This is a genomic window from Exiguobacterium sp. HVEsp1, from assembly GCF_002009685.1.
In the GTDB taxonomy this organism is placed as follows: domain Bacteria; phylum Bacillota; class Bacilli; order Exiguobacteriales; family Exiguobacteriaceae; genus Exiguobacterium; species Exiguobacterium profundum.
In genome coordinates this window covers 1,484,470-1,506,363 of sequence record NZ_KV917367.1, presented here as the reverse complement: position 1 = coordinate 1,506,363, position 21,894 = coordinate 1,484,470, and the positions used below count along the sequence as shown (strand labels likewise).

Annotated in this window: 23 protein-coding genes and 2 pseudogenes; 7 read left to right on the top strand and 18 right to left on the bottom strand. The window is 47.9% G+C overall.

Features of this window, described 5'->3' with window-relative positions; genetic code table 11:
* Positions 1-9: 9 nt before the first annotated feature.
* Positions 10-798 (bottom strand): LysM peptidoglycan-binding and 3D domain-containing protein, encoded by a 789-nt coding sequence (locus BV910_RS07760; RefSeq protein ID WP_078146919.1) that lies wholly within the window; start codon positions 796-798, stop codon positions 10-12.
* 208 nt (positions 799-1,006) lie between these two features.
* Here BV910_RS07760 and BV910_RS07755 point away from each other — a divergent pair, with 208 nt between their 5' ends.
* Both BV910_RS07755 and BV910_RS07750 read left to right on the top strand, forming a co-directional pair.
* The gene (locus BV910_RS07755) at positions 1,007-1,267 is read left to right on the top strand and encodes a DUF1294 domain-containing protein (RefSeq protein WP_074037011.1); all 261 of its coding nucleotides are present in this window, start codon (positions 1,007-1,009) and stop codon (positions 1,265-1,267) included.
* Between the two features lie 318 nt (positions 1,268-1,585).
* The gene (locus BV910_RS07750; RefSeq protein WP_078146918.1) at positions 1,586-2,215 is read left to right on the top strand and encodes a helix-turn-helix transcriptional regulator; all 630 of its coding nucleotides are present in this window, start codon (positions 1,586-1,588) and stop codon (positions 2,213-2,215) included.
* A 15-nt stretch (positions 2,216-2,230) separates the two neighbouring features.
* Here the strand turns inward: BV910_RS07750 and BV910_RS07745 are convergent, their stop codons facing one another.
* A complete protein-coding gene (locus tag BV910_RS07745) occupies positions 2,231-2,989 on the bottom strand; it encodes a glucose 1-dehydrogenase (protein WP_078146917.1) in 759 nt (252 codons plus the stop codon).
* A gap of 182 nt (positions 2,990-3,171) precedes the next feature.
* On the opposite strand from BV910_RS07745, the gene BV910_RS07740 reads away from it, so the two are divergent.
* Positions 3,172-4,008, top strand: coding sequence for an alpha/beta hydrolase (locus tag BV910_RS07740; protein ID WP_078146916.1), 837 nt, complete (start codon positions 3,172-3,174; stop codon positions 4,006-4,008).
* Between the two features lie 189 nt (positions 4,009-4,197).
* Here BV910_RS07740 and BV910_RS07735 read toward each other — a convergent pair.
* The 4 genes and pseudogenes from BV910_RS07735 to bglA form a co-directional block, all read right to left on the bottom strand.
* Positions 4,198-4,904: pseudogene (locus BV910_RS07735) on the bottom strand (SDR family NAD(P)-dependent oxidoreductase).
* 87 nt (positions 4,905-4,991) lie between these two features.
* Positions 4,992-5,315: an ArsR/SmtB family transcription factor gene (locus tag BV910_RS07730; RefSeq protein WP_078146915.1), complete on the bottom strand. Its 324-nt coding sequence runs from the start codon at positions 5,313-5,315 to the stop codon at positions 4,992-4,994.
* A gap of 69 nt (positions 5,316-5,384) precedes the next feature.
* A complete protein-coding gene (locus tag BV910_RS07725) occupies positions 5,385-6,194 on the bottom strand; it encodes an MBL fold metallo-hydrolase (protein WP_240499821.1) in 810 nt (269 codons plus the stop codon).
* A gap of 90 nt (positions 6,195-6,284) precedes the next feature.
* A complete protein-coding gene (bglA, locus tag BV910_RS07720) occupies positions 6,285-7,721 on the bottom strand; it encodes a 6-phospho-beta-glucosidase BglA (protein ID WP_078146914.1) in 1,437 nt (478 codons plus the stop codon).
* 136 nt (positions 7,722-7,857) lie between these two features.
* On the opposite strand from bglA, the gene BV910_RS07715 reads away from it, so the two are divergent.
* Positions 7,858-8,568, top strand: coding sequence for a GntR family transcriptional regulator (locus BV910_RS07715; protein ID WP_078146913.1), 711 nt, complete (start codon positions 7,858-7,860; stop codon positions 8,566-8,568).
* 48 nt (positions 8,569-8,616) lie between these two features.
* Here BV910_RS07715 and BV910_RS07710 read toward each other — a convergent pair whose 3' ends face one another.
* From BV910_RS07710 to BV910_RS07670, 9 genes and pseudogenes are all read right to left on the bottom strand, one after another.
* A complete protein-coding gene (locus tag BV910_RS07710) occupies positions 8,617-8,931 on the bottom strand; it encodes an NUDIX domain-containing protein (protein ID WP_240499820.1) in 315 nt (104 codons plus the stop codon).
* Between the two features lie 143 nt (positions 8,932-9,074).
* Positions 9,075-9,584: a hypothetical protein gene (locus tag BV910_RS07705; protein WP_143404763.1), complete on the bottom strand. Its 510-nt coding sequence runs from the start codon at positions 9,582-9,584 to the stop codon at positions 9,075-9,077.
* 203 nt (positions 9,585-9,787) lie between these two features.
* On the bottom strand, positions 9,788-10,522 hold the full coding sequence (locus BV910_RS07700; RefSeq protein ID WP_078146911.1) for a hypothetical protein: 735 nt from the start codon (positions 10,520-10,522) through the stop codon (positions 9,788-9,790).
* Positions 10,523-10,537: 15 nt separating this feature from the next.
* Positions 10,538-11,599, bottom strand: coding sequence for a DUF58 domain-containing protein (locus BV910_RS07695; RefSeq protein ID WP_078146910.1), 1,062 nt, complete (start codon positions 11,597-11,599; stop codon positions 10,538-10,540).
* A gap of 2 nt (positions 11,600-11,601) precedes the next feature.
* Positions 11,602-12,525 carry an AAA family ATPase gene (locus BV910_RS07690; protein ID WP_078146909.1) on the bottom strand — a complete coding sequence of 308 codons (924 nt, stop codon included), beginning with the start codon at positions 12,523-12,525 and terminating at the stop codon, positions 11,602-11,604.
* Entirely contained in the window at positions 12,522-13,292 is a 771-nt protein-coding gene (locus tag BV910_RS07685; RefSeq protein WP_078146908.1) for a hypothetical protein, read from the bottom strand. The genes BV910_RS07690 and BV910_RS07685 overlap by 4 nt, the downstream gene beginning before the upstream one ends.
* A gap of 159 nt (positions 13,293-13,451) precedes the next feature.
* Positions 13,452-13,859, bottom strand: a pseudogene (locus tag BV910_RS07680) (DUF3916 domain-containing protein); the annotation flags it as partial.
* A 77-nt stretch (positions 13,860-13,936) separates the two neighbouring features.
* Complete coding sequence (locus BV910_RS07675; RefSeq protein WP_078146906.1) at positions 13,937-14,404, bottom strand: DinB family protein; 468 nt, start codon at positions 14,402-14,404, stop codon at positions 13,937-13,939.
* Positions 14,405-14,513: 109 nt separating this feature from the next.
* A complete protein-coding gene (locus BV910_RS07670) occupies positions 14,514-15,776 on the bottom strand; it encodes an NCS2 family permease (RefSeq protein ID WP_078146905.1) in 1,263 nt (420 codons plus the stop codon).
* A gap of 775 nt (positions 15,777-16,551) precedes the next feature.
* On the opposite strand from BV910_RS07670, the gene BV910_RS07665 reads away from it, so the two are divergent.
* From BV910_RS07665 to BV910_RS07655, 3 genes are read left to right on the top strand one after another with little or no spacing between them, the layout of a single operon-like run.
* Positions 16,552-17,112, top strand: a complete 561-nt coding sequence (locus BV910_RS07665) for a VanZ family protein (RefSeq protein ID WP_078146904.1) — start codon at positions 16,552-16,554, stop codon at positions 17,110-17,112.
* A 19-nt stretch (positions 17,113-17,131) separates the two neighbouring features.
* Positions 17,132-17,812, top strand: coding sequence for a response regulator transcription factor (locus BV910_RS07660; protein WP_021067428.1), 681 nt, complete (start codon positions 17,132-17,134; stop codon positions 17,810-17,812).
* Positions 17,802-18,935: a sensor histidine kinase gene (locus BV910_RS07655; RefSeq protein ID WP_240499819.1), complete on the top strand. Its 1,134-nt coding sequence runs from the start codon at positions 17,802-17,804 to the stop codon at positions 18,933-18,935. The genes BV910_RS07660 and BV910_RS07655 overlap by 11 nt, the downstream gene beginning before the upstream one ends.
* Before the next feature lie 146 nt (positions 18,936-19,081).
* Here the strand turns inward: BV910_RS07655 and BV910_RS07650 are convergent, their stop codons facing one another.
* The 3 genes from BV910_RS07650 to BV910_RS07640 all read right to left on the bottom strand — a co-directional run bounded on the left by BV910_RS07650 (position 19,082) and on the right by BV910_RS07640 (position 21,839).
* Entirely contained in the window at positions 19,082-20,587 is a 1,506-nt protein-coding gene (locus BV910_RS07650) for a PH domain-containing protein (protein WP_078146902.1), read from the bottom strand.
* Entirely contained in the window at positions 20,584-21,093 is a 510-nt protein-coding gene (locus BV910_RS07645; RefSeq protein ID WP_078146901.1) for a PH domain-containing protein, read from the bottom strand. Before BV910_RS07645 ends, BV910_RS07650 begins: the two co-directional genes overlap by 4 nt.
* A gap of 74 nt (positions 21,094-21,167) precedes the next feature.
* On the bottom strand, positions 21,168-21,839 hold the full coding sequence (locus BV910_RS07640; protein WP_143404761.1) for a WGR domain-containing protein: 672 nt from the start codon (positions 21,837-21,839) through the stop codon (positions 21,168-21,170).
* Between the last annotated feature and the right edge of the window lie 55 nt (positions 21,840-21,894).

Genomic DNA, 21,894 nt, shown 5'->3' with positions numbered 1-21,894 from the left:
CAGCTTGAATTAGTTCAAGACTTTGATTGTGATTGATTGGCGACCGAAAGCAAGTGCTTGCTCTTGTGTCGGCATCAAGATATCGATTTTGTTTCCTTTGATGGCACCACCAGTGTCTCCTGCGATGGCTTCTCCGTATCCTTCAACCCATACTTTAGAGCCGAGCGGAATGACAGAAGGGTCAACCGCGATGACTTTTTGGTTCGGGTTCGAACGAACGTCGATTCCTGTCGCTGTGATACCAGAACATCCTGCACAATATGGTGTATAAGCTGTCGCTTCCACTGTCATTGTCTGACCTGAAGCCGGAGCTTGGGTTTGCGTTGTAGACGATGCAGTTTTCGTAACTGGTGCTGATGTCGATGCCTTCGGTGTTGTTGTCTTCGCATCATTCGCTACAGATGCAGCGGCTGCACCTTTCACGGCGAACTCTTGTCCAGGGAAAATAAGATCTGAATTAAGACCGTTCCAAGTCATCAATTGATTGACAGAGACCCCGTGGTTCAATGCGATACGATAAAGTGTATCACCTGATTTAACTGTATACGTTTTAGATGCAGTAGAAGCTTGTGATTTCGCTTCTGCCTTTCCAAGTTTCAAGACTTGGTTCGGATAAATCATATTTGAGTTTAAGCCGTTCGCTTGTTTGATGTCATTTACAGAGACGTTGTTGTTCACGGCGATACGATAGAGTGTATCTCCAGACTGAACTGTGTGTGTTGATGCTGCCGAAGCTGGAGCAGCGACTCCTAAACTAAGGCCAGCGAGTGCCGTTAGTGTCAATAGTGGTTTTTTCATAAGAATATTCCTCCCTTTTCTAACGCCCCCTTACTGTAACACCTGTATATTTCACAGCGATTACAGGACGATATGAGAGTGTTATCAGTTCATTTACAGAACAATTCACGAGGATGAGAGGTTTCTGAAAATTGTTTCAATCTATTGAAACGGCTTCACAGAGCCAATTTAAGATATACTATAGAGAGAAAAAAGGAGGTTTTGGTCTTTGGAACTATTACTGCTATATTACATTGTGACTAATTTACTAGCGTTTGTGTCATATTTTGTCGATAAACGACGTTCTCGTATTGGGGCTTGGCGTATTTCTGAGCGGACATTGTTGACGATGGCATGGATCGGTGGAGCGTTCGGTGCCTATTTGGCGATGCGCGTCTTTCGTCATAAGACGCTAAAACCGAAATTCCGAATCGGAGTGCCTGTTGCAATTCTCGTGCATGCTGCGTTTACCGGTTGGCTGATTTTTTAAACTCTTATATAGAAGAAACTCGATTGTATCTTTTAATGAACGATGATTAAAAATGTCAGATTCGTCCCAGTTCATGCTCATTTCAAAGTGTTTCTCCGTGAACAATCGAAATGAAATGTCGGGAAATTTCCAAAACGAGGAGGATGGCGCTTTTGAAGAGTATTGAGATGATTCGTCACGGAGCATTGACATTAAAGGTGACTGATCATTTTACTATTCTTTTTTTGCGAGTCTGGGACGTCCGTGATTCGAGTGAATGGAGTAAGCCTCACCCTTCATTCGAGAGAAGCCGTTCTCTTGGCACGAGGACAAAGTCTCATGGTTGAGAAAATCGAGGAAGCGTCACCGATGAGGTTACTCGAGTTTGATCCGACTGCTTTGTTCCATCCCGAGTTGGCGAAGCGATATGTGACGCCATATCTAAATACTGAAAAGTCCATACATATGATAAAACCGGAACGAGGTCATCAATCTATTATTCAGACGATTGAACGGGCCGTTCAACATTTATCTGCGGACGGTCCACTCGCATTGATGGATGCGACACTGCAGTGTACGGTCATCTGGCGCTACTGGATTCAGCAAGAGGGTGAAGTGATGAAGAATGAGAACAAACGGGAGAGCCTTCGTCTGATGCTCGCTTATATCGAGTCTCATCTAGAATATAAGCCCACGTTAGCTCGAATCGCGACTGCGGGTAATGTAAGTCGCAGTGAATGTTGTCGGTTGTTTACTACGTTCGGGAACACCTCCCCACTTGCATATGTCCAAGTTAAAAGAATGGACCGGGCCGCAACTCTATTAATGGATTCGATTGAATCGGTTGCTGACATCGCCAATCGCCTGAGCTACTCAAGCGTCAGTCACTTCGTACAGACATTCAAAGCACATCATTCAATCACCCCGCTCGCCTATCGAAAACAATACCAAAGGAAAAGAGCCGAGTAATCTCGGCTCTTTTCTTTATCTTGCGGTCCACCCACCATCTGCCTTCAAAACATCACCATTCACGAAGCTCGAATCATCCGATGCTAAAAAGAGGGCGACGTTCGCTATTTGCTCTGGTTCTCCCATCGGGGCTTCCCCCGCCCCTTGAATGGCGCGCATCCCAAGTTCGCTCGGTGCTGTGATGGTTGACCCAATATTCGTATTGATGCCACCCGGTGCGATGGCGTTGGCCCGAATCTTACCGAGCGTGCCATGTGTCGCCGCGATGTTCTTCGTCAATCCGATTAACGCATGTTTTGAGGCCACATACGCTGCACCACCTCGTGTACCGAATAATCCTCCGACCGATGCATTGTTGATGATGACGCCACCCCGGTTCTGCTTCTCCATCACTTGGATGGCGGCACGTGAAAGTTTCATCGGTCCGGTCAAATTGACGCCAAGGACACGGTCCCATAATTCATCCGTCACTTCTCCCACCGTCATGAAGTTGTCCATGATTCCCGCGTTATTGACGAGAATGTCGACCGAGCCGAACGTGTCTTTCGCCGCATCGACGAGTTTGTCAATATCCGTTTGATTCGTCACGTTACCAGCAATGCCAAGAACTTCCCCACCCGCTGCTTTGATTTCATCAACTACCGCCTGCACAGCATCTTCATTCAAGTCGAAGGCGACGACTCGTGCGCCTTCTTCCGCAAACAGTTTGGCGATGGCTCGCCCCATGCCTGAACCTGCGCCAGTGACAATTGCCGTTTTTCCTGAAAGCTTCATTCCTCATTCCTCCTTTGGAAGGTCAGAACGTATACGATGTGTGATGACAGTAATCTGCCTGTCACTATGATATACCCACATTTGGTCGGGAGCCTCCTGAGAAACATGGCGATTTTTCTTCAATTGACTCCCAGCAATCTTTATACTTGAATAAAAGCCACTCTATATAAAGGAGAGATGACGTGAGACAGTTCCATGCAACCGTCCATGGTCGAGGTGAACCGGTTCTTTTTCTTCCCGGTGGGGGATTCACTGGGTCACAAGGCCAATTATTTGCCGAAGCATTACATAACGATTTCGAAGTTCACCTGTTAGATCTACCTGGGTTTGGTGAGAGTGAGGGACTACATACATATGCGACCTCAAAAATACTCGCGGACTGGATCGAAGCATACCGAACTTCACGACAACTGGAGTCCATTCGTTTGATCGGACACTCGATGGGGGGTGCCATCGCCCTGGCGTATGCGGTCCATTACCCAGACCAGGTCAGACGTTTGATTCTCCTCGACCAAGGACATAAGCCGAATGCCATGATTCCGTTTCGTGAATATGGCATCTTCGGATTCGCTTTGCCGCTTTTGCGACTGCTGTATCACAACGTACCACTGAGCTTCTTGAATTGGATCGAAACGCAGGCGAGCCAACGTGTCTCTATCTTTTCCGAAGAACAGTTCCAACTGTTCTGTCAACGGATCGGAGTCGAGCCGACGGCATCGATTCGTTCTGCTGTCGAGCAATCGGCCCGTCTTTCGACCGGTGGCTTACATTTGTTGTTTGGTTATGATGGATTGGATTTTAAGGACTTGCTACGACGCGTCCAAGTCCCGACGCACCTGTATTATGCGGATTTCACGGGGATTGATTTGAAGGAGGCGAAGCGAACGCTCCATCAAGTCAAACGAGCGGAACGACACCTTCACCCCTCTGTACAATTGATTGCCGTACCAGGTGGACACTTCGTTCAGTGGAGTCGTCATTTCTCGATGGAAAACGTTCTGCGGTTCTTACATACATAAAAACAAGACAGCGGAGAGGTTTCCGCAGTCTTGTTCGTCATGATGCCCAGTCGTGGCGCTTTAGCCATTCGTGAAGTTGGTGGTGAAGCTCGGGATGGAGCGACTCCCTGAGATGTGAACGATATTGTTTTTTCACGTCCAGAATGCTCATCTCTCCGTCAAAGTGTTTCAACATAAGGATGTGATTCGTCATTTCTTTTCAACGACGCCTCGGACAATCGCGAAGAATACCCGGTTCGGGAGATAACGCTTGAGCGCGATCAATAGTCCCGCTTGTTTACCCGATGGATAACGGAGTCGTTTCTTCCGTTCGGTCGCGGCTCGCCAAATCGTCTTCGCGACGACGTCTGGACCTTCAGCGTTCGCACCAGCGGCATTCGTGTTATGGAGTGCGACTTCTGTATAGTCATCATATACTTCGAGCGGTTGGTCACTGACGAGTTCTTGGGAACGACCGTAAAAGTCTGTCTTAATCGGCCCTGGCTCAATCAATTTCATGTCGATATTGAACGGTGCCAACTCGAACTGAAGTGATTCGATGAATCCTTCAATCGCCCATTTTGAACCGTGATACAAGCTATAGATTGGGAATGTGATCTGTCCACCGACGGAAGAAACGGTTACGATTCGACCGCTCCGTATCCAGCATTTTTCAACAACACATCCATCGTTCCATGATCCGAGACGATTCGTTCAAATGCCTCTCGGATACTCGTCTCGTTCGTCACATCTAGCTGATAGAGCGACACCCTTTTCAGGTTAGACAGTTCTTGATGGTCTTCAGGTCTTCGCATCGTCGCGGCGACATGCCAGCCTCGTTTGCTGAACAGTTCGACCGTTGCCCGACCGATTCCGCTCGATGCTCCTGTGATGACGATGGTTTGTTTTTGCTTCATATCCATTCTCCTTTAATGTTTATATGTTTAAACTTTTGAACGTATTAGTGGGAAAGAAGCCTTTCTCTCTGTTTCCAAAAAGAAAGGTTATAAGATACATTCATCTTCAATCGCACGTGTCAGTGCCTTCAGCAGTCCGACCGCATCTTCAAGTGTCAGGAAATAAAAGTTCTCTGTCCCGACTTTCTCCGATGAAACGATGCCCGCTTGTCGAAGTAATTTGAGATGATGTGAGATGGCTGGTCGAGACAACTCAATCTTTTCATCAATCTGATTGACGTTCAAGCGTTCATGTTTAGCGATCTCGACAATGATGCGTTGACGATTGACATCGGCTAAAACTTGGAACAACGGAATCGCATCTTTAAATAAAGATAACGATACTTCGGGTGTAACATCTGATCGTTTCATATTCATCACTCCGTTTAAAAGTTTAAACGTTTAATCCCACACTAAGAATACTAGGTGTTTTACCTTCTGTCAACGAAATTGTTCGTAGATTTCTCGAAGAATGCTTGCAATCATATGTTTAGAGTCATAATCCCGCTTGGAGATTTTGACGAGCGGCGATGGTTCGGGGAAGAGTTGAGCATTGATGTCGTCAATTGTATAGCCTGCTGCAGTTTTCGTTATCACGTCATCGGTCAAACGTTCTAGATAATCGAGCTTTTTGGTCAGTTGCTCCCTTCCCTGTTCGAGACGCCCGGCATGCTGACAGTACACCTCATCAAAATCGAGGGACAGGACCCGTTTGAGCGAACGAATCTGTTCAGGGACCGACTCCTCTGGAATCATCACCTTCGGATACGGATGGACGAACAAATCACCCGAGAACAGTCGACCCTTCTCCTCATCATATAAGACGACATGATTCGGCTCATGACCGGGTGTATAGATCACATGATAAGTATGATGTTCTGACGTGATCTGATTTTCATGATAGGCGATCGGCTGAAACGGTTCCGGGTCTCCTGAGAAACGCGCACGGTAATCGGGGATTTCTAACCCTGTCTGACACATGTCCCTCGCGGACTCTCGTATGTAAATCGGGACACCATATGTCCGCTCAAGCCATGCCGCCGTTCCAATGTGATCTTCATGGGGGTGGGTGATGCTGACAAGGTCGATTGGGACCGACTCATAAAAGGGTTGAAGAGCGGGTAGCATCGTGCGTGTCCCCGTATCGATGATCATGCCGTCGATATAATAGACGTACATCGACATCTCGAATGGACCGTTCTTCACTTTCGCGCAAACGGCTGTCACTGGTCCATGTTGCTTCACTTGCATCAGGCTTCCCTCCTGGATCGTCATTTTCTACATTATAGCGAAAAAAAGCAAAGACCTGCAGACATTTCACAGTTCTTTGCTCACCCTTATTTAGAGATTCTCTCCATTCGTCGCAATGACCTGTTTGTACCAGTCGAACGAGTCTTTCTTCATCCGCTCCATCGATCCGTTCCCTTCATTGTCACGGTCGACGTAAATCATTCCGTACCGTTTCTTCATTTCTCCTGTCGTAAACGAGACGATGTCGATGATGCCCCAAGGTGTGTAACCAATCAAGTCGACCCCGTCATAGAGGACGGCTTGCTTCAATTGTTCGATATGGGCCTTCAAGTAATCGATTCGGGCTTTGTCATGAATCTTTCCGTCGACAATCTCATCGACGGCACCGAATCCATTCTCGACGATGAAGAGCGGAATTTGGTACCGGTCATAGAGTCGGTTGAGTACATAACGGAGTCCGACCGGGTCAATCGCCCATCCCCAGTCACTCGACTGGATATACGGGTTCTCGACCCCATTCGGCAGACCACCGTTGACGATATCGCCACTGTTGTCCGCGACAACGTCACTCTTCACGGTCGTCGACATATAGTAACTGAAACCGAGATAATCGACCTTTCCCTTCTGTAGGATTTCTTCGTCCCCTTCAAGGATTGGGATGTTATACCCTTCCCGCTCGAACTCGTTCAAGGCGTAGCTCGGATAGAAGCCGCGTACTTGTACGTCCGGGAAGAAATAGCGTTGACGCATCATCTCTTCGGCGAGCATGACGTCATCTGGGTTTGATGAATACGGATAAATCGGTACGTGAGAGACCATCGCTCCAATCTCGAAGTCAGGATTGATGGCTTTCCCTTTGGCAACGGCGAGAGCGCTCGCAATCAGTTCATGGTGCCCAGTCTGATACATGACTTCGCGGGCGTTCTCCCCTTCTTCTAAGAGGACTCCCGAATTCGTCCATAAGAAGAGTGGATTGTTGACGTCCATCTTGTTGTTGATTTCGTTGAACGTCATCCAGTATTTGACCTTGTCTTTGTAACGGTCAAAGCAGACCTCAGCGAAGCGGACGAAATGCTCGACGACTTCACGATTTCGGAATCCCCCGTATTCACGGGCAAGATGGAGCGGCATCTCAAAATGCGACAGTGTGATGATCGGTTCGATGTCATGTTTGAGTAGCTCATCGAACAAGTCATCATAAAATTGGAGACCCGCCTCGTTCGGTTCTGCATCATCACCATTCGGGAAGATGCGGCTCCATCCGATGGAAGTACGTAAACATTTCAATCCCATCTCAGCAAAGAGGGCCACATCTTCTTTATAACGATGGTAAAAGTCAATCGCCTCATGGTTCGGATAGAATTCATTCGGTTCGACCTTGTCTGTGATCCGGCGAGCGACGCCGTGTGCACCTGCCGTCAAGACATCGACGACACTCGGTCCTTTGCCATCAGCGTCCCAACCGCCCTCGAATTGATGAGCGGCAAGCGCGCCTCCCCATAGAAAATCGTTCGGTAATGTCTTCATTGTAAGTCCTCCTTCACATGAATCGTACACGTCAAGTATAATTGTACCGGTACAATTATACAAGGTCGGTACATTGAATTACTTTTATTTTTTTCATGATATAATGAAATCAGTGACGAAAAAGTGAGGAATGACCATGCTAAAATATCAACAGATTGCGAATGAAATCGAACAATACATCCACGAACAAAACTTAAAACAAGGCGATAAGCTCCCTGTCCTTGAGCAGATGATGAATCAATATGCAGTGAGTAAGAGCACTATCACGAAAGCTTTAGAGCTGCTCGAACGAAAGGGTGTCATTTTTCAACTGCGGGGAAGCGGCATTTTCGTCAGACGACATAATCGACCTGGCTATATGAGCCTCTTCTCGACCCAAGGGTTCAAGAGCAATCTCGGAGACCGTGTCTTGACGTCTGGTGTGATTGATGTGTCTGTTATGAAACCAGATGCGTTGGTGGCCGAGAACCTCGGGATTGGCGTGTCTGACGATGTGTACCGGGTCGAACGGGTGAGATATGTGGACGGGGAAGTGCTCTGTCATGAGGAATCCTATTATGTGAAAGCCATCGTCCCTTATTTGAATCGCGAGATTGTGGCGGACTCGATTTTCGATTACGTGCAATCGGCGCTCGGCGTCACGATTGGGTTTTCTGACATGTATCTACAGGTCGATCGATTGACGGAAGTGGAAGCAGGCCACCTCGGATTGCAAGAGAATGATCCGACACTTCGCATCGAAACGATCTTTCATCTGACGAACGGTAAGCCTTTTGACTATTCACGGATCACGTACCACTACGCACATTCCCAGTTCGTCATTCAGGCGAACGGACCCTATATGTGAAGAAACCCCTCATGCGCGCATGAGGGGTTGTTCGTCGCAAGATGAATATCACTTCACGACCGGGAGATTGACCTGTTCGACCCAATCGTCAATGAACCGACGTTGATGTTGATGTAATCGTGGTAGGTCTTCTCTTGAGAAAAATCGATGTTCGTGACTTTCGTCTGTCGATTGAGCGATTTCTCCTGAGAATGAATGGGTGTAAAAGATGACTTGAACACTATAGACCCGATCACCGTTTTCATAAGTGGCATATCCCTCATCACCGGAATAGATTCCGAACAGTTTCAAACTATCCACGGAGAGCCCTGTCTCTTCAAGAGTTTCACGGATGGCTGTCTCTTCAAATGATTCCCCAAACATGATGATCTTTTCGGTGTTGCAACAGAATTTGATTGTCCTGTTCGATGAGGACTCCACATCCTACAGTGATTAATAGATTCGATCCGATTAATTGACGCATATGCTGTATGTAACTCACTACACTACCCCTCTTTATTTAGAATTCAAAAAATCTTGATCTCCCCATTCACATGATCAATGAAATAGTACGTATCGTTAGCATCATGTGCGAGTATGAAATTTCCTAGTATATTTGGATGAAATTCAATAGTGAACGTCTTAAGCGTCTGCTCGTATGTCGGATATGAAAGGGACTGCCACACATTCTTCGCCTTCGGAATCTGAAGCTGAGGCAATAAGTCGTCTTCAATCAATCCTTTCCAATCTGGGTTATGCAATATAAAGCGAAACACGTTTTCAAATGGAGCAAACGTCCCACATAAACCAAACGCCAATTTGATGGGAAACGCGCCTCTAACCACATGTTCAAAAAATGTCTCCATTTGGACAATACCAGTTGTCGAGACACGTTTCACTTGGTTTCCTTGAAGCGTCAACCCGTCTTCGTAATAGCTCAGAATCCAATCCCTCTCTCCTCTTAAGACGATGACCTCATTTGAAGAGAGCGTCAATTCCGACTCTAACACCTCACGATTTTTGATGGTTTTGGTCATCACATGCTCTTCTTCCTGACTTTTAAAAGAGAAGCGACGTTTTCTCGAATCCCTTACAGTCCGCTTACGCTCTATAAGTAATGGAAACTGTTCATTCTCCAAATGGCGAAAGATCAAGTAGGTTGCTTCTCTGTCTCTCAATGCATGACTCGGTATGACCACTAATTCTAGTGGATTATGATGATTGGATAAGTCTTTTGACATCATGTTGCTTTTCGTCTCTTGAGGAACCAATATCCGAATGGCAATATCGCTAACACAGCAAAGCCAATCAATCGGTTGGTATTCGATGTTGGCTTGTTTGACTCTTCCTCATCAGAATGGACTGATGATGAGTCGCCTGCTCCACCTATCATTCCTTCTTCGGCATCCCCTTCAATCCTTTCATGCTCTTCAACCAATAATACTTGAAACGCCTCAGTTGAAATCTCATCTCCGCTAATCATCTGTTTTGTATTAGATGTCAACGCCGTCAACATGTCCCCATCATAATCAAACCAAGCCGATTCTTCTGTGTACTTCACGAGATCGCCTTTTACGTCCGTCAACGCTTTCGGGGTTTCTTTATCTGAACCAAACGTTGAGAACGCATATGTACCCGCTGCTTGTTCATATGTTCCGATCACGTTGACCGGTTCGTCATCTTGAAAGACGGTCGCCACATATTCTTTCGTTGGGACGAACGTACATGTTTCTCCCGTTTTGTAACAAGAGGATGACGGTACGTATGTCTCGAGTAGTGGTCCGAACGAGATGTTCTCACTGTCTGTCATATGATAATTAGCCGGATCATCTCCCTGAATATGATCCATCACAATGTCATAAAAATATGCATCTGCAAAACGTTCCGCCGAGGATTCAGTCATCTCGGCTGATACGATTGTTGTGTTTGCAAGTAGTCCGACACAACATATGAGTAAGCCCGTCATTCGTCGCATGTGTTTCTCCTTTCATTACCCTGAAGATTTCAACAACATCGCGTGATTGATGTGAATCAATTCGGCGTGCGGCTGTTTGTGACGACTGACATATGACGTGAATCGCGATGACGCAACAAACGCGTTCGATTCATGAATCATCGCCAGTCGGACGAGAATGAGCCGTAATTGTTTTCTTCCTTCTCCCAGTGTAACACGGTCGACTTGGTTGTTTTTGTCGAGTCGGTTGATTAACAGCTCCACTTTACAATCTTCTTTGATCAAGTAAGAGACCCAATACGCCGTCTGTTGAATCAAGTCTTCATATTGCGCATGGAGCCCATTGCCGAGCGGACCGCTCAAATCAAGGGAAATCGTGAACGTGTCGAGATTTTGTCGTTCGAACACTTTTGCCTGTACATGACCGACCTTTGAAGTGGCGACCCAGTCAATCTGTTTGGCCGGTTCCTTCTCATATCGTTTTGCACTCTGAATCATCAACGGATCGTTCAGCGGGGAGTGCTTGACGATACGGTCACCCATCCGAATCATGCGAGATTCGGTGATTGGTGACTTCGTGATGGTAGGTAACACAATCCATGAGGGCATATCCATCTCCTCATCCGTGAAAAAAAGAGTACCTAAATAAAACGGTAACGTGACACGCATCACACACGTATGAATCGAAGCAGGTCCACGCTTCACAACCGAGACGCTCACATGATGTATGTCCTGTTCGATCCTGGTGTCGTATGCCTGTGCCCCGTCCTCGAATACCATCCGTTCATTACCCTCTAGTCGAATAAATAGCGGAACGCCGAGGGCAATGATTCGCTCATACCCATCGATACGGACGATACATGATGTCTCATCGTCGATGAACAAGAGATCTTCTTTCTGCCGGATGGAAAATGAGACTTCGTTTGAAAGTGTTCGAATGATTCGTTTCCGGATGAAGATGACGATTAATAATGCTCCGCATACATAAGCGATGGGCCATACATAAGGCATCCACATGGTGAGGAGACCGAGACTGACATAAGCCGGCCAAAGTTGGTCCTGAAGAATGGACGGTGTACTGATTTCGACCTGTCGCATCGTTACACCTTTTCGACGGGGACAGTTACGGACTCGAGTACGTCCACCAACACTTGTCGCTTCGTCGATTTGATGTCCCCTTCAAGGGTGAGGGTCAATCGGTGCGAGAGGACATGTGGTGCAACGGCTTGAACATCTTCAGGCGTCACAAACTGACGGTCGTTCAAGTACGCATAAGCTTGTGAGGCCTTGACGAGCGCGAGCGTCGCCCGTGGGCTCGCCCCGACTTCGACTAACGGGTGTTGTCTCGTCTCGTGGATGAGTGCGAGCAAATACGTGACGACATCTTCATGAATTCGGATATTCTCGACTTCTTCTTTTGCTTCTAAAAAAGCTTCATTCGTCATCAAGGCATGCACTGTCTGTCTCGTCTTTGAAATCGTCTGCAAAATCAAGTTCCGCTCTTCGTCTCCCCCAGGGTATCCGACTTGAAGGGACATGAGGAAGCGATCGAGTTGGGCGTCCGGTAGCGTGAACGTTCCTGCCGACTCGATCGGGTTTTGCGTCGCGATGACGAAGAATGGTTTCGGTAGTTGATAGGTGACGCCACCGATAGAAACTTGGCGTTCTTCCATCGCTTCAAGCAAGGCGGATTGCGTTCTCGGAACGGCGCGGTTCACTTCATCGATGAGTAAAATATTCGTGAAGATCGGTCCGGTGCGGTTCTCGAACGTCTGGGTCTGCATATTGAAGAAGTCTGAACCGATGATGTCAGAAGGCAGCAGGTCGGCTGTGAATTGAATTCGGGCGAAGTCTGCCTCAAAACTTTTGGCGATGCTTTTCGCAAGTAACGTCTTCCCCGTCCCAGGCACATCCTCTAGCAAGATATGGCCGTTCGCCAGTAGGGCTGTGCAACATAATTTTGTGATTTCCGGTTTACCGAGGTAAATGCGGTCTAATTGGTCCAATACGTGTCGGATGGTCATGAGTTCGACTCCTTTTGTGTGCGTAGTAGGTATTCATCAAGTTGTTGGGTGAACGCTCGCTCACGTTGTGGTGAGATGTTTCCATCATCATAACGTGTCTCTAAATAGATAAGTAGGGATGCATCGAGCTCGATTCGTTTCGCCCAAGTCGACAACGTCTCAGTTGGGCGACGACGTTTATATGGAGGTAACGCTGCTTCGAATTGAATCAACTGCTTTCGGATAGCCGATGCTGGTAATGGATGAACCGTTCGATTTATCTGCATCGACGCGTTGTCAGAAGTCACTAGCGAGTGATCCTCGATATCTAACTCTCCCTCCTCGCTTTGTTTCTTCGAAGGGCGTCGTCTTTTCCAGAGCCACCATCCGAGCAAGATAAGCAGTCCGGTAATCATGTATGGGAGGTAGGAGACGCTGCTCGTCTCTTCTCCTGACGGGTTTCCGTAAGAAGGGGATTGGTCATTAATCCGCTCTTTCGGTGTACCACCTGAACCCTCTTCTGAGTCAATCATCGCTCCGTCTGGACCGTTCCCTTCTGGTTCTTCATATGGCGCATCCCCACACCAAAAGTCGACATCCGTCACTTCGAAAATCCCTAAAAACTTTCGTTTGTCATGACAGTCGGTGACCCAACTCGTAATCTCGCTCCCTGAGATATTTAATGATTGATAGTAACGGTATCCCAGTTGACCGGAATAGGAGATGAGCGCGACAAGTAGTAATGAGAATAGAATCCCTGACACAAAGATCGTTTTGGCTTGTTTCATCGGTGTTTCCGCTTATGTATATTCGGTTTGATCGTTTTCATCTGATGTGACGGCTCCCTTCATAGATTGAATCCTTTTTTTGGAAATAGGATTAAATGGATTATACCATGAACTTTTACGGAATATTCAGTTATTTTTAGACATAAGAAAAATGCCCGTTCATTGACCGAGCATCCACAATTCTCTACCTTCATCTTCTTCGAACAACCATTCCTTAAATCCGTACATGCGAATATCCCAGTCACTCCGAATGCCCAATTGGTTTATAAACGTTCTTACATAAGGGATTGGAATCCATTTTTGGTGGGGTGAATCACGCCGCATAAACGATTGTAACCCCTCTTCATCTTGAAACACGAGAAGCTCAGAGTTCCAGAGTGTAGGAAGATCAATCAGCACAACGACTCGCATTCGTTCATCCACACGCAACTCTACTAGTCGTTTCGCTTCATCGAGCAGAACATGGATGATTGCCTGTTTGATTTGGGCACTGTGTTGAACATCCAATAAAAAAGTTTGTTCGACCGGAATCTTGGTACTCCAATTACCATTATGAAACTCATTTGGAAAATCATGATGATTTTCTTACATATTACGCTGAAGACGAATTAACTTTCGTTTTAGACCACGCACTTTCCAATGTCTCATTTCAGTATGGACTCGACTTGCTTCATATGGTGTCGGTCATGCTCGATGAATTCTTCGATGATTACGTGCAGTGAGTATGGGACACCTTGATGCGGATCATGGGAGACTCCGTTCGCTGACGTCTTAAAAATCAACGTCTCTTCACTTAAAGACTCGAGCATGGTGACGAGTGCTCGCCGACTTTGTATTGATTCCTTCAATACGACGTCACCTGATAACTGCTCCGCCCTTTTCGTCGCCCGCGCGTTGAACGAGTCAAAGTCAGGGAAGATCATCCCTTCCCCGTTCTTCACCGATGGGATGATGACATTTAACAGATGATTGTCCCAATGGGCGATATGTAGAACGATTTGCTTTATGGACCACTTCTCCGAGTCGATCTGTTTATTCCACTCAGATTCACTCAGCTTTTCTAACGACTTGAGCCATTCTGTGTACGATGCGAATTCTTGAATGACTTGCATCAAATCCCCTCCCCGTTCTCTTCAAATTACTGCGATTATAGCATGAACCATCCCTTAGGAATCATAAAAAAAACGGCACCGTTCATCATGAACGATGCCGCGCGTGTCTCTATAACCAGACTGGTAATGAGAAGAAAACTAAGAACAATACGGTCAAGACACCGACGACCGGACTGAGCGACCGATAGCCCTTCTTGAACAAGACAATCATCGTGTAGGCGATGAATCCGAGCCCGATGCCATCGACGATGGAATACGTGAACGGAATCATGATGATGACAAGGATTGCTGGGAAGGCATGTTCCCAGTTATCGAGCGGCAAATGCTTCACGTTCTGGAACATCATCATTCCGATGATGATAAGAACCGGTGCGATCGCCGTCACAGGAATGATTGCAAAGAGCGGTAGCAATAAGAGCGATACCACATACAATCCAGACGTGACGAACGAAGCGATCCCGCCTCTTGCCCCGACAGATATCCCGGCAGCCACTTCGACCGTCGAGACCGTCGGGCTTGACCCGAACATGGCCCCTGCCATCGTCGAGAGACCTTGCGCTACAAGACCTTTCGGCGCCTCTTCTTTTTTGCCGATTGCCCGTGTCTGATTCTGAATCAAGCTGATGTTTTCAATCAACAAGACGAGCGTAAGCACACCGACCGCGACGAAGAAGAGTGGAGATGTCGACTCGGCGAACGAGATGTTCCCAAATACCGTGCCGAACGATTCGAAGAACGGTGTCAACGCGAAGCTTCCCGTCCAATCGAGTGTTCCCATCACGGCGCTGAGACCGACACCAAAACCGATTGTCCATAGGAAGCTGCTCGGTCCCATCTTCAAGAACAACAAGATGGCGACGAAGAGTGATAAAAAGGCCACCTGGACGTTACGCTCTCCGAGGTCACCGATGTGGAGCAATGCCCCACCCCCACCTGAGACGATTCCTGCCGCCTCAAGACCAATCAAAATGAGGAAGAGACCGAGACCCACAGTCAATCCGTCATGAATAATCGGCGGGAACGCGTTCGCCAATTTCCTCGCGACTTTGGTGACCGTCAATAGTACGACGAGTACACCTGAGACGAATGAGACGGCGAGCGCACTTTGCCAGCTCAATCCCATCTGTAGGACGAGCGTGTACGTGAAGAGCGCATTAATCCCCATTCCCGGTAACAAGAGAAGCGGCAGATTGAAGAATCCCGCAATCAATGTCCCGATGATGCTTGTCAAAATCGCTCCGACGAGCGCCCCCTCGAACGGGAGTCCGGCTTGTGTCAAGATTGCCGCATGCACGGCCGGGATGTATGCTGTCGCCAGAAAGTTCAGCACGCCCCCGTATGTTTCTGTTTTCCATTCTGTTTGTTTTGCCATAGGAATCAATCCTTTATTGGCACCCTCACCCACCCGTGTATACACACGAGATTGATTATATCCTGTCAGACATCTAACAAGCAAGAGTGATTCGACTCAATTCCTTCTTTGGACCCATTCATGAGACCGATTCCATCAAAAGATTCATTTTATAAAACAGGAACGTTTGTTCTTGTTTTCAGCGCATTTTTGCGAACAAATCTGTTATAATGAAGAAGCAGGTTAACGCAGCAATAGTGGGGTCAGCCGCCAAGTCCACAATGGAGGAAGGCGGTGGTGCGGATGGAACAACTTTGGACCTGGGTTGGGGATTATGTCATGATCCCAATCCTCGCTCCGATCATCGTTCACTTGGTGATTCACCGAACATCCGATCGTGCAACGTCTGAACGCACAAAAAAATGACCCCCTCGGCGCAATGAGATGGGTCACTTTCTGATTCACTAACCATTGTGGCGGCTGGGACCACTCTTAAAGTGGTAGCCTGTAAGCCAGAGGTCGGTGTGTCCAGCACCGGTCTCTTTCTACTTGCATCATACCATACTTGTTCCCATTTTTCAGTAACAGAAACACAAAAACGGTGAAGTTGACGTGACGAATGATAGCTGTCCGTCCGACATCATTCAGAGACCACGTTTCTAAGCCCGTTGTTCAACAGTTCGAGGCAGAGCAAAGCGCTTTGCCTTTTTTAGATTTCATTTATGACTCCTTTAAGAATTCTTTAAATCTGCCATCTACAATGAAGACAGTTCAAATTCTTAGGAGGTTTATTCCCATGTATAATCAGAATTATTCAGTTATGTTCACAATCGAATCAAGGGTCGTTCTCATCCCACTCGCCATCCTCGGACTCATCACGTTACTCGTCTGGTCGTTTCGCAAGAAACATGTAAAAGCCGCACAAACTATTTTACTTCTATCATTCGGGATATACTTATTAGGCGTCCTTCACTTCGTGTTTTTCCCGATTGACGTCAATTTAGGAAAGTATGCGAATCAAGTTCCGTGGTGGAGAACGATTAATTTTATTCCGATTTTGACCATCGATGTGTATTCATTTGTGCTGAATGTCGTGATGTTCCTCCCGTTCGGCTGTTATCTTCCATTTTTGAAACCGTCGATCACGAAAAAAGAAGTACTTAAATTAGGATTACAGTTTAGTCTGATCCTTGAATTGATTCAATTATTGGTGCGCACGACACTAGGCAGTGGACGAAGCACGGATGTGAATGATTTATTGGCAAATGCGTCCGGGGCGCTCTTAGGGTTCTTACTCGTTCGCTTCGTCGTCCAATACGCCCCGTTCCGACGTTTGTATCAGAATTTCCAACTTTAATTCGCGAGGGAGTTTCAGCATGACAAAAATCTTGTTAGTGGATGATGATGTCCAAATCGCAGAACTGATTGATGTGTATGTAAAAAATGACGGGTATCACACGACGATGGCAACCGACGGGGAAATGGCGCTTGACTTGTTCAACCAAGAATCGTTTGACTTAATCATTTTAGATTGGATGATGCCTCGGATGGATGGGCTTGAATTTTGTAAGCGGGTGCGCCAGACGAGCCAAATTCCGATCTTAATGGTCAGTGCCAAAGTGGGTGATATGGATAAGATATTGGGATTGACGACGGGAGTCGATGACTACATCATCAAACCGTTCAATCCGCTCGAGTTGATGGCACGTATTAAAGCATTGCTGCGCCGTTCAAACTATAACCGACCAAGCGAGTCCTCAAGTGTACAAGCTGGCCCTTTCCTCATCGATCGAGCCAGCCACACCGTCATGATGCAAGAGCAGACGATTCGATTGACTGCACGTGAATTTGAGATTTTGTATTTACTGGCGAAACATAAAGGCCGGGTGTATAGCTCTGAAGAAATATTTGAGGCTGTCTGGCAAGAGCATGGGGTCGGGTCGAACCAGACGGTGATGGTTCATATCAGTAACATCCGCGAGAAATTACATGCTGTCGTGCCACATGAGGTCATCATTCATACGGTGTGGGGAGTGGGATATAAAATTGAGACATAATATCTGGCGCGTCATCACGTTCATCCCGATGTGGAAACGTCTGCTGTATGCAGTTATTGCTTTCGGGGTCGCCACATTGAGCGGTATGCTGTTACTGCCTGTCGTCTGGTACCTTGAAGAGTCATCACGATTTATGGAGAGTCTGATAATCGTGTTGTCGTATTTCCGTGAAGGTGTGTTCTTCCTGTTTTATAGTTTGATGGTCGCCGTTTGTCTTGTGTTGATTTATCAATATGAGCGTAAACGATATTTACAGTTTCACATTGAGCGGATGACTTCACTTGTCGAAGAATTCCACGCCGACCGTGATTCGGTTGAACCATCTGTCCCGCCAGAGCTAGAACGATTGATGGCAACCGTACGCGCCATCTCGGACAGTGCGGCAAAAGCGGAGCAGGAAGTGCTTCAAGCGGATCGGTTGAAACATGAGCTCGTGACGAACGTCGCCCACGACTTGCGCTCCCCCCTCACGTCAATCACGGGTTATCTTGACTTGATTCACAGCGACCGTTACCGGGACGAGGTGGAGTTGCGTCATTACATCCAAGTCATCCATGAGAACGCGACCCATCTGAAAGGCTTGATTAACGATATCTTTGACTATACATTTCTGCAAAACGACCGGATCGCCCTCCAGACAAGCGAGGTCCGTCTCGATGAATTGCTCAATCAGCTCATCATGCAGTCGACGTTACGTCTCTCGGAAGTTGGAATGGAAGCTCGATTCAGCTCCTCAGCCGAACGTCCCATCGTGGAAGGGGATGTGTTGAAGCTCGTCCGTGTGTTTGAGAATATACTCGAGAATGCGATTCGTTACGGGCGTGACGGAACGTATATCGATATGTTCATCGATGATACGGATGAAGCGGTCCTTATCAACATGACGAACTATGGCGAGGAGGCCATCCCCTCCCGTGACATCCCTTACGTGTTTGAGCGATTTTTTAGAGTGGAACAGTCACGTGCGCATTACACCGGTGGATCAGGTCTCGGTCTCGCCATCGCCAAGTCCATCATCGATTTACACGAGGGCGAGATTCACGTAACGAGCCAACCAAGAGAAACAACGTTCACAATCATTCTCCCAAAAGTCTCTCCTCATGCTGTTCATGAGAAAGCATGACCCGTGTGACCTACACGCGCCATGCTTTTTTCGTGCTCACGCAAAAGATGATCAACTTCAAGCTCATGATTGTGCGATTGCATGAAGACGATATAAAAAGACAAGCCCAATCGCACTACGCGACTGGGCTCGTCGATAATCGGGCGTTAGCCCGGTGTTTTCATATCTTCCTCTACCGTATAGCGAGAGAACCAGTGCAACATGGCTTCTGCCTCTTGCTTCGGGATGTCCTCGATCATCTCATTCGACAACAAGCCACCCCGTGTCGAGAACAGGACGTTACATACATCGAAACGGCGTTGGAGCGGTGTCTGAGTCACTTGGACCTGTTCGATTCGCGGCTTGTCCGTCAAGAATGAACTGACGTTGAAGGCCCCGGTCCGCAGCTCAATGAACTGACCATTACGAGCGTAACGCGTCGTCACATAGCTCAACAGTCGACCGCCGATGATGATGGCCCACAGCAGGACGAGCCACCAGGCGTAATCGCGGAAGAAGTACAGAACGACACCCGAGACGAGGATTCCGACCCAGCTGATGCGTAGCAGTTTGACCCAGAGCGAACGTTTTGGCAAGCGATGAAGCGTGTCAGACCACACGAACTGGTCGAAGTGCTCGTTTAACACGGTCATCGCCCGCTCCCGTTTCACGAACGGGAGGATGGTTGACGACTCGTCTTTCAAGTCGTCCATCGTCCCGGCCGCGACGAGTTCGACACCTACGATGTTGAACCAGCGCCGGATGAACGTCTCTTTGACCCGGACCGCTTGAATCTTCTCGTATGGGATCTCTTTGGCGGAACGGTTGAGCAGTCCTTTCTCAACGCGGATGCGGTCCCCGCGTCGTTCGAGCCGGAAATTCCCGTACTTCAAGAAGTTGATGACCATGCCGATGACGACCGACAACATCAGGACCGACAAGACGAGCAGACCGATCGCGATGATTGACGCGTGGACGACCCAATCGCCGATCGTATCGAACGTGCCATCGAGATTGATGAAGTCATCGATCGACGAGATGATTGTCGAAGCGACCGGGAAGATGGCGAATACCGATAGTGACGTCAACGAGGCGATGATGATCTCTCTGGTCGAGAGGGCGTACAGTAAACGGCTCGCCGGTTTTTCAATCACCACCTGTGTTTCGGTCGCGTCTGTCTCCCCTTCTGCCGGTACGTCGGTTTCGGTCTTCCGGTGACGGACCTGGTCGAGGATGTCCTCGAGCCGTTTTGCCTCATTCGGGAAGACGCCCGACAATTTGAACGAGGCGTCGTCACTGTTCGCGTTCGTATCGAACGTCAATTCGACGACCCCGAGCAGCCGGTACAAGAATGGGCTGTTCGAGTGGACGCTCTGAATCTTATAGAGCGGCAACGACTTCTCTTTCTTGATCCAGTTACCGTCGATGACATATACCGTCTTCTCGTCGAGCGCATAACGGAAGTTGAGCCAGCCGAAGAACTTCTGCAAAATATCGAGCAAGAGGAACAGCAGAATCCCGACGCGCAGGATGATACCGAACGTCGAACTCCAGTCATTGTTGATGACGAACAACAACACGAGCGGGATGATGAACGACTTGATGACCTCTAAGACACGCAACAGCAAGACGCGACTCGGCAGGCGATGCCATGTGAGGGCGGCTTCCGTCATATAACATCCTCCTCCTCGATGCGGGCATAGACCGCAATCTGTTCACGGAGCGACTTCGCGAACGATTCTTCAATCGCATAGATGTCATGTGATCCGGCGGCCGTTCCAATCGTGATCGTCTGCAGGCCATATTTTCGTAAGAGCGGGCCTTGCTGGGCATGAACGTATTGGACTTTCGTCATCGGAATCAAGACGTCATGCGTCGTGATGATCCCGTGATGCAGGCGAATCTCGAGTGGTTTCACGTCATATGTGAACCGCTCTTGCTTCCACTTTTGGAAGACGACGATGTCGATCACACTATATATGAGATCGATGGCGAGTAAAGCGTACATCGTATATTGGAGCCATGTCGGCCAGTCAAAATAAAGCGCGGCCGCGACGAGCCCCCCTGTGATGACGAGCCCGATGAGATAAAAGATGGCGCTCGACAATCGGAAGACGCTTCGTGCCTCGATCGGCAATGTGCCACTGAATGATGTCGGTGTTGTTTCTATGTCTGACATTGGTGTTTCCCCCTAACGATTCGGAGCATTTGTCCGTTCTACCTCTAGTATACGGCGCACTCTCTAAAAAAGTTTCAAATTGAGGTCGGGAAACTGTTCAACTGCAATCTCATCGATTCAAACCGCGGTCGGTCTTCTGGTTCGATTTGCAAGATGAGGCGATCGAGTGCGGCGACACCTTCCTCCTGTAACGCAGCGTCTAAATGACCGGTCAGTTTAATCGACGCGAACGTACTCGACATGACGGCGATGTCACAGTCGAAGCCGTATTCATATGTCGTCCAGTCGTCAGGGCTCGACACATCTCGCTCCATCCAGCCTGACACGATGTCGTACGCACCGACGAGGAAGTCGATGTCCCGATCTTTTCGGATCGCGTCCTCGAACATCACGAGCACGTCGGCCCCTTCATCGCTGCCGAACGGACTATACTCATCCGTGCAATCTAAATAATAGTCATCTTGGAAATGAGCATTGAACCGAGGATGTGCCGTGAGTCGGTCCGGTCCGACTTCCGGGTCATCGACATATATCAAGTCGTCCCACTCAATCTCGGTCTTGACATACCCTTTCCGGAGTTTCTGACGAATCAGCTTGTCCGCTTCTTTGCGACAGATATCCTCGGATTCGAAATACTTAATTTGAACTTTACCAATCGTCCCGAGCTTTCCGTAATGGACAGCGAATTCATAGGATCCGACGCGGATGTTCCAAAATTTAAAGCTATGCTGTAAAAATGTTTTCATGATTCCTCCGTAGAATGATGATTTGTAGCTCTCTTCATTATGAATGAAGGAGATA

Excerpts from the sequence above, each read along its gene's own strand:
- BV910_RS07760 (WP_078146919.1), bottom strand. The coding sequence starts at position 798 with ATGAAAAAACCACTATTGACACTAACGGCACTCGCTGGCCTTAGTTTA.
- BV910_RS07750 (WP_078146918.1), top strand. The coding sequence starts at position 1,586 with ATGGTTGAGAAAATCGAGGAAGCGTCACCGATGAGGTTACTCGAGTTT.
- BV910_RS07745 (WP_078146917.1), bottom strand. The coding sequence starts at position 2,989 with ATGAAGCTTTCAGGAAAAACGGCAATTGTCACTGGCGCAGGTTCAGGC.
- BV910_RS07730 (WP_078146915.1), bottom strand. The coding sequence starts at position 5,315 with ATGAAACGATCAGATGTTACACCCGAAGTATCGTTATCTTTATTTAAA.
- BV910_RS07725 (WP_240499821.1), bottom strand. The coding sequence starts at position 6,194 with ATGCAAGTGAAGCAACATGGACCAGTGACAGCCGTTTGCGCGAAAGTG.
- bglA (WP_078146914.1), bottom strand. The coding sequence starts at position 7,721 with ATGAAGACATTACCGAACGATTTTCTATGGGGAGGCGCGCTTGCCGCT.
- BV910_RS07715 (WP_078146913.1), top strand. The coding sequence starts at position 7,858 with ATGCTAAAATATCAACAGATTGCGAATGAAATCGAACAATACATCCAC.
- BV910_RS07710 (WP_240499820.1), bottom strand. The coding sequence starts at position 8,931 with ATGTTTGGGGAATCATTTGAAGAGACAGCCATCCGTGAAACTCTTGAA.
- BV910_RS07705 (WP_143404763.1), bottom strand. The coding sequence starts at position 9,584 with ATGACCAAAACCATCAAAAATCGTGAGGTGTTAGAGTCGGAATTGACG.
- BV910_RS07700 (WP_078146911.1), bottom strand. The coding sequence starts at position 10,522 with ATGCGACGAATGACGGGCTTACTCATATGTTGTGTCGGACTACTTGCA.
- BV910_RS07695 (WP_078146910.1), bottom strand. The coding sequence starts at position 11,599 with ATGCGACAGGTCGAAATCAGTACACCGTCCATTCTTCAGGACCAACTT.
- BV910_RS07690 (WP_078146909.1), bottom strand. The coding sequence starts at position 12,525 with ATGACCATCCGACACGTATTGGACCAATTAGACCGCATTTACCTCGGT.
- BV910_RS07685 (WP_078146908.1), bottom strand. The coding sequence starts at position 13,292 with ATGAAACAAGCCAAAACGATCTTTGTGTCAGGGATTCTATTCTCATTA.
- BV910_RS07675 (WP_078146906.1), bottom strand. The coding sequence starts at position 14,404 with ATGCAAGTCATTCAAGAATTCGCATCGTACACAGAATGGCTCAAGTCG.
- BV910_RS07670 (WP_078146905.1), bottom strand. The coding sequence starts at position 15,776 with ATGGCAAAACAAACAGAATGGAAAACAGAAACATACGGGGGCGTGCTG.
- BV910_RS07665 (WP_078146904.1), top strand. The coding sequence starts at position 16,552 with ATGTATAATCAGAATTATTCAGTTATGTTCACAATCGAATCAAGGGTC.
- BV910_RS07660 (WP_021067428.1), top strand. The coding sequence starts at position 17,132 with ATGACAAAAATCTTGTTAGTGGATGATGATGTCCAAATCGCAGAACTG.
- BV910_RS07650 (WP_078146902.1), bottom strand. The coding sequence starts at position 20,587 with ATGACGGAAGCCGCCCTCACATGGCATCGCCTGCCGAGTCGCGTCTTG.
- BV910_RS07645 (WP_078146901.1), bottom strand. The coding sequence starts at position 21,093 with ATGTCAGACATAGAAACAACACCGACATCATTCAGTGGCACATTGCCG.
- BV910_RS07640 (WP_143404761.1), bottom strand. The coding sequence starts at position 21,839 with ATGAAAACATTTTTACAGCATAGCTTTAAATTTTGGAACATCCGCGTC.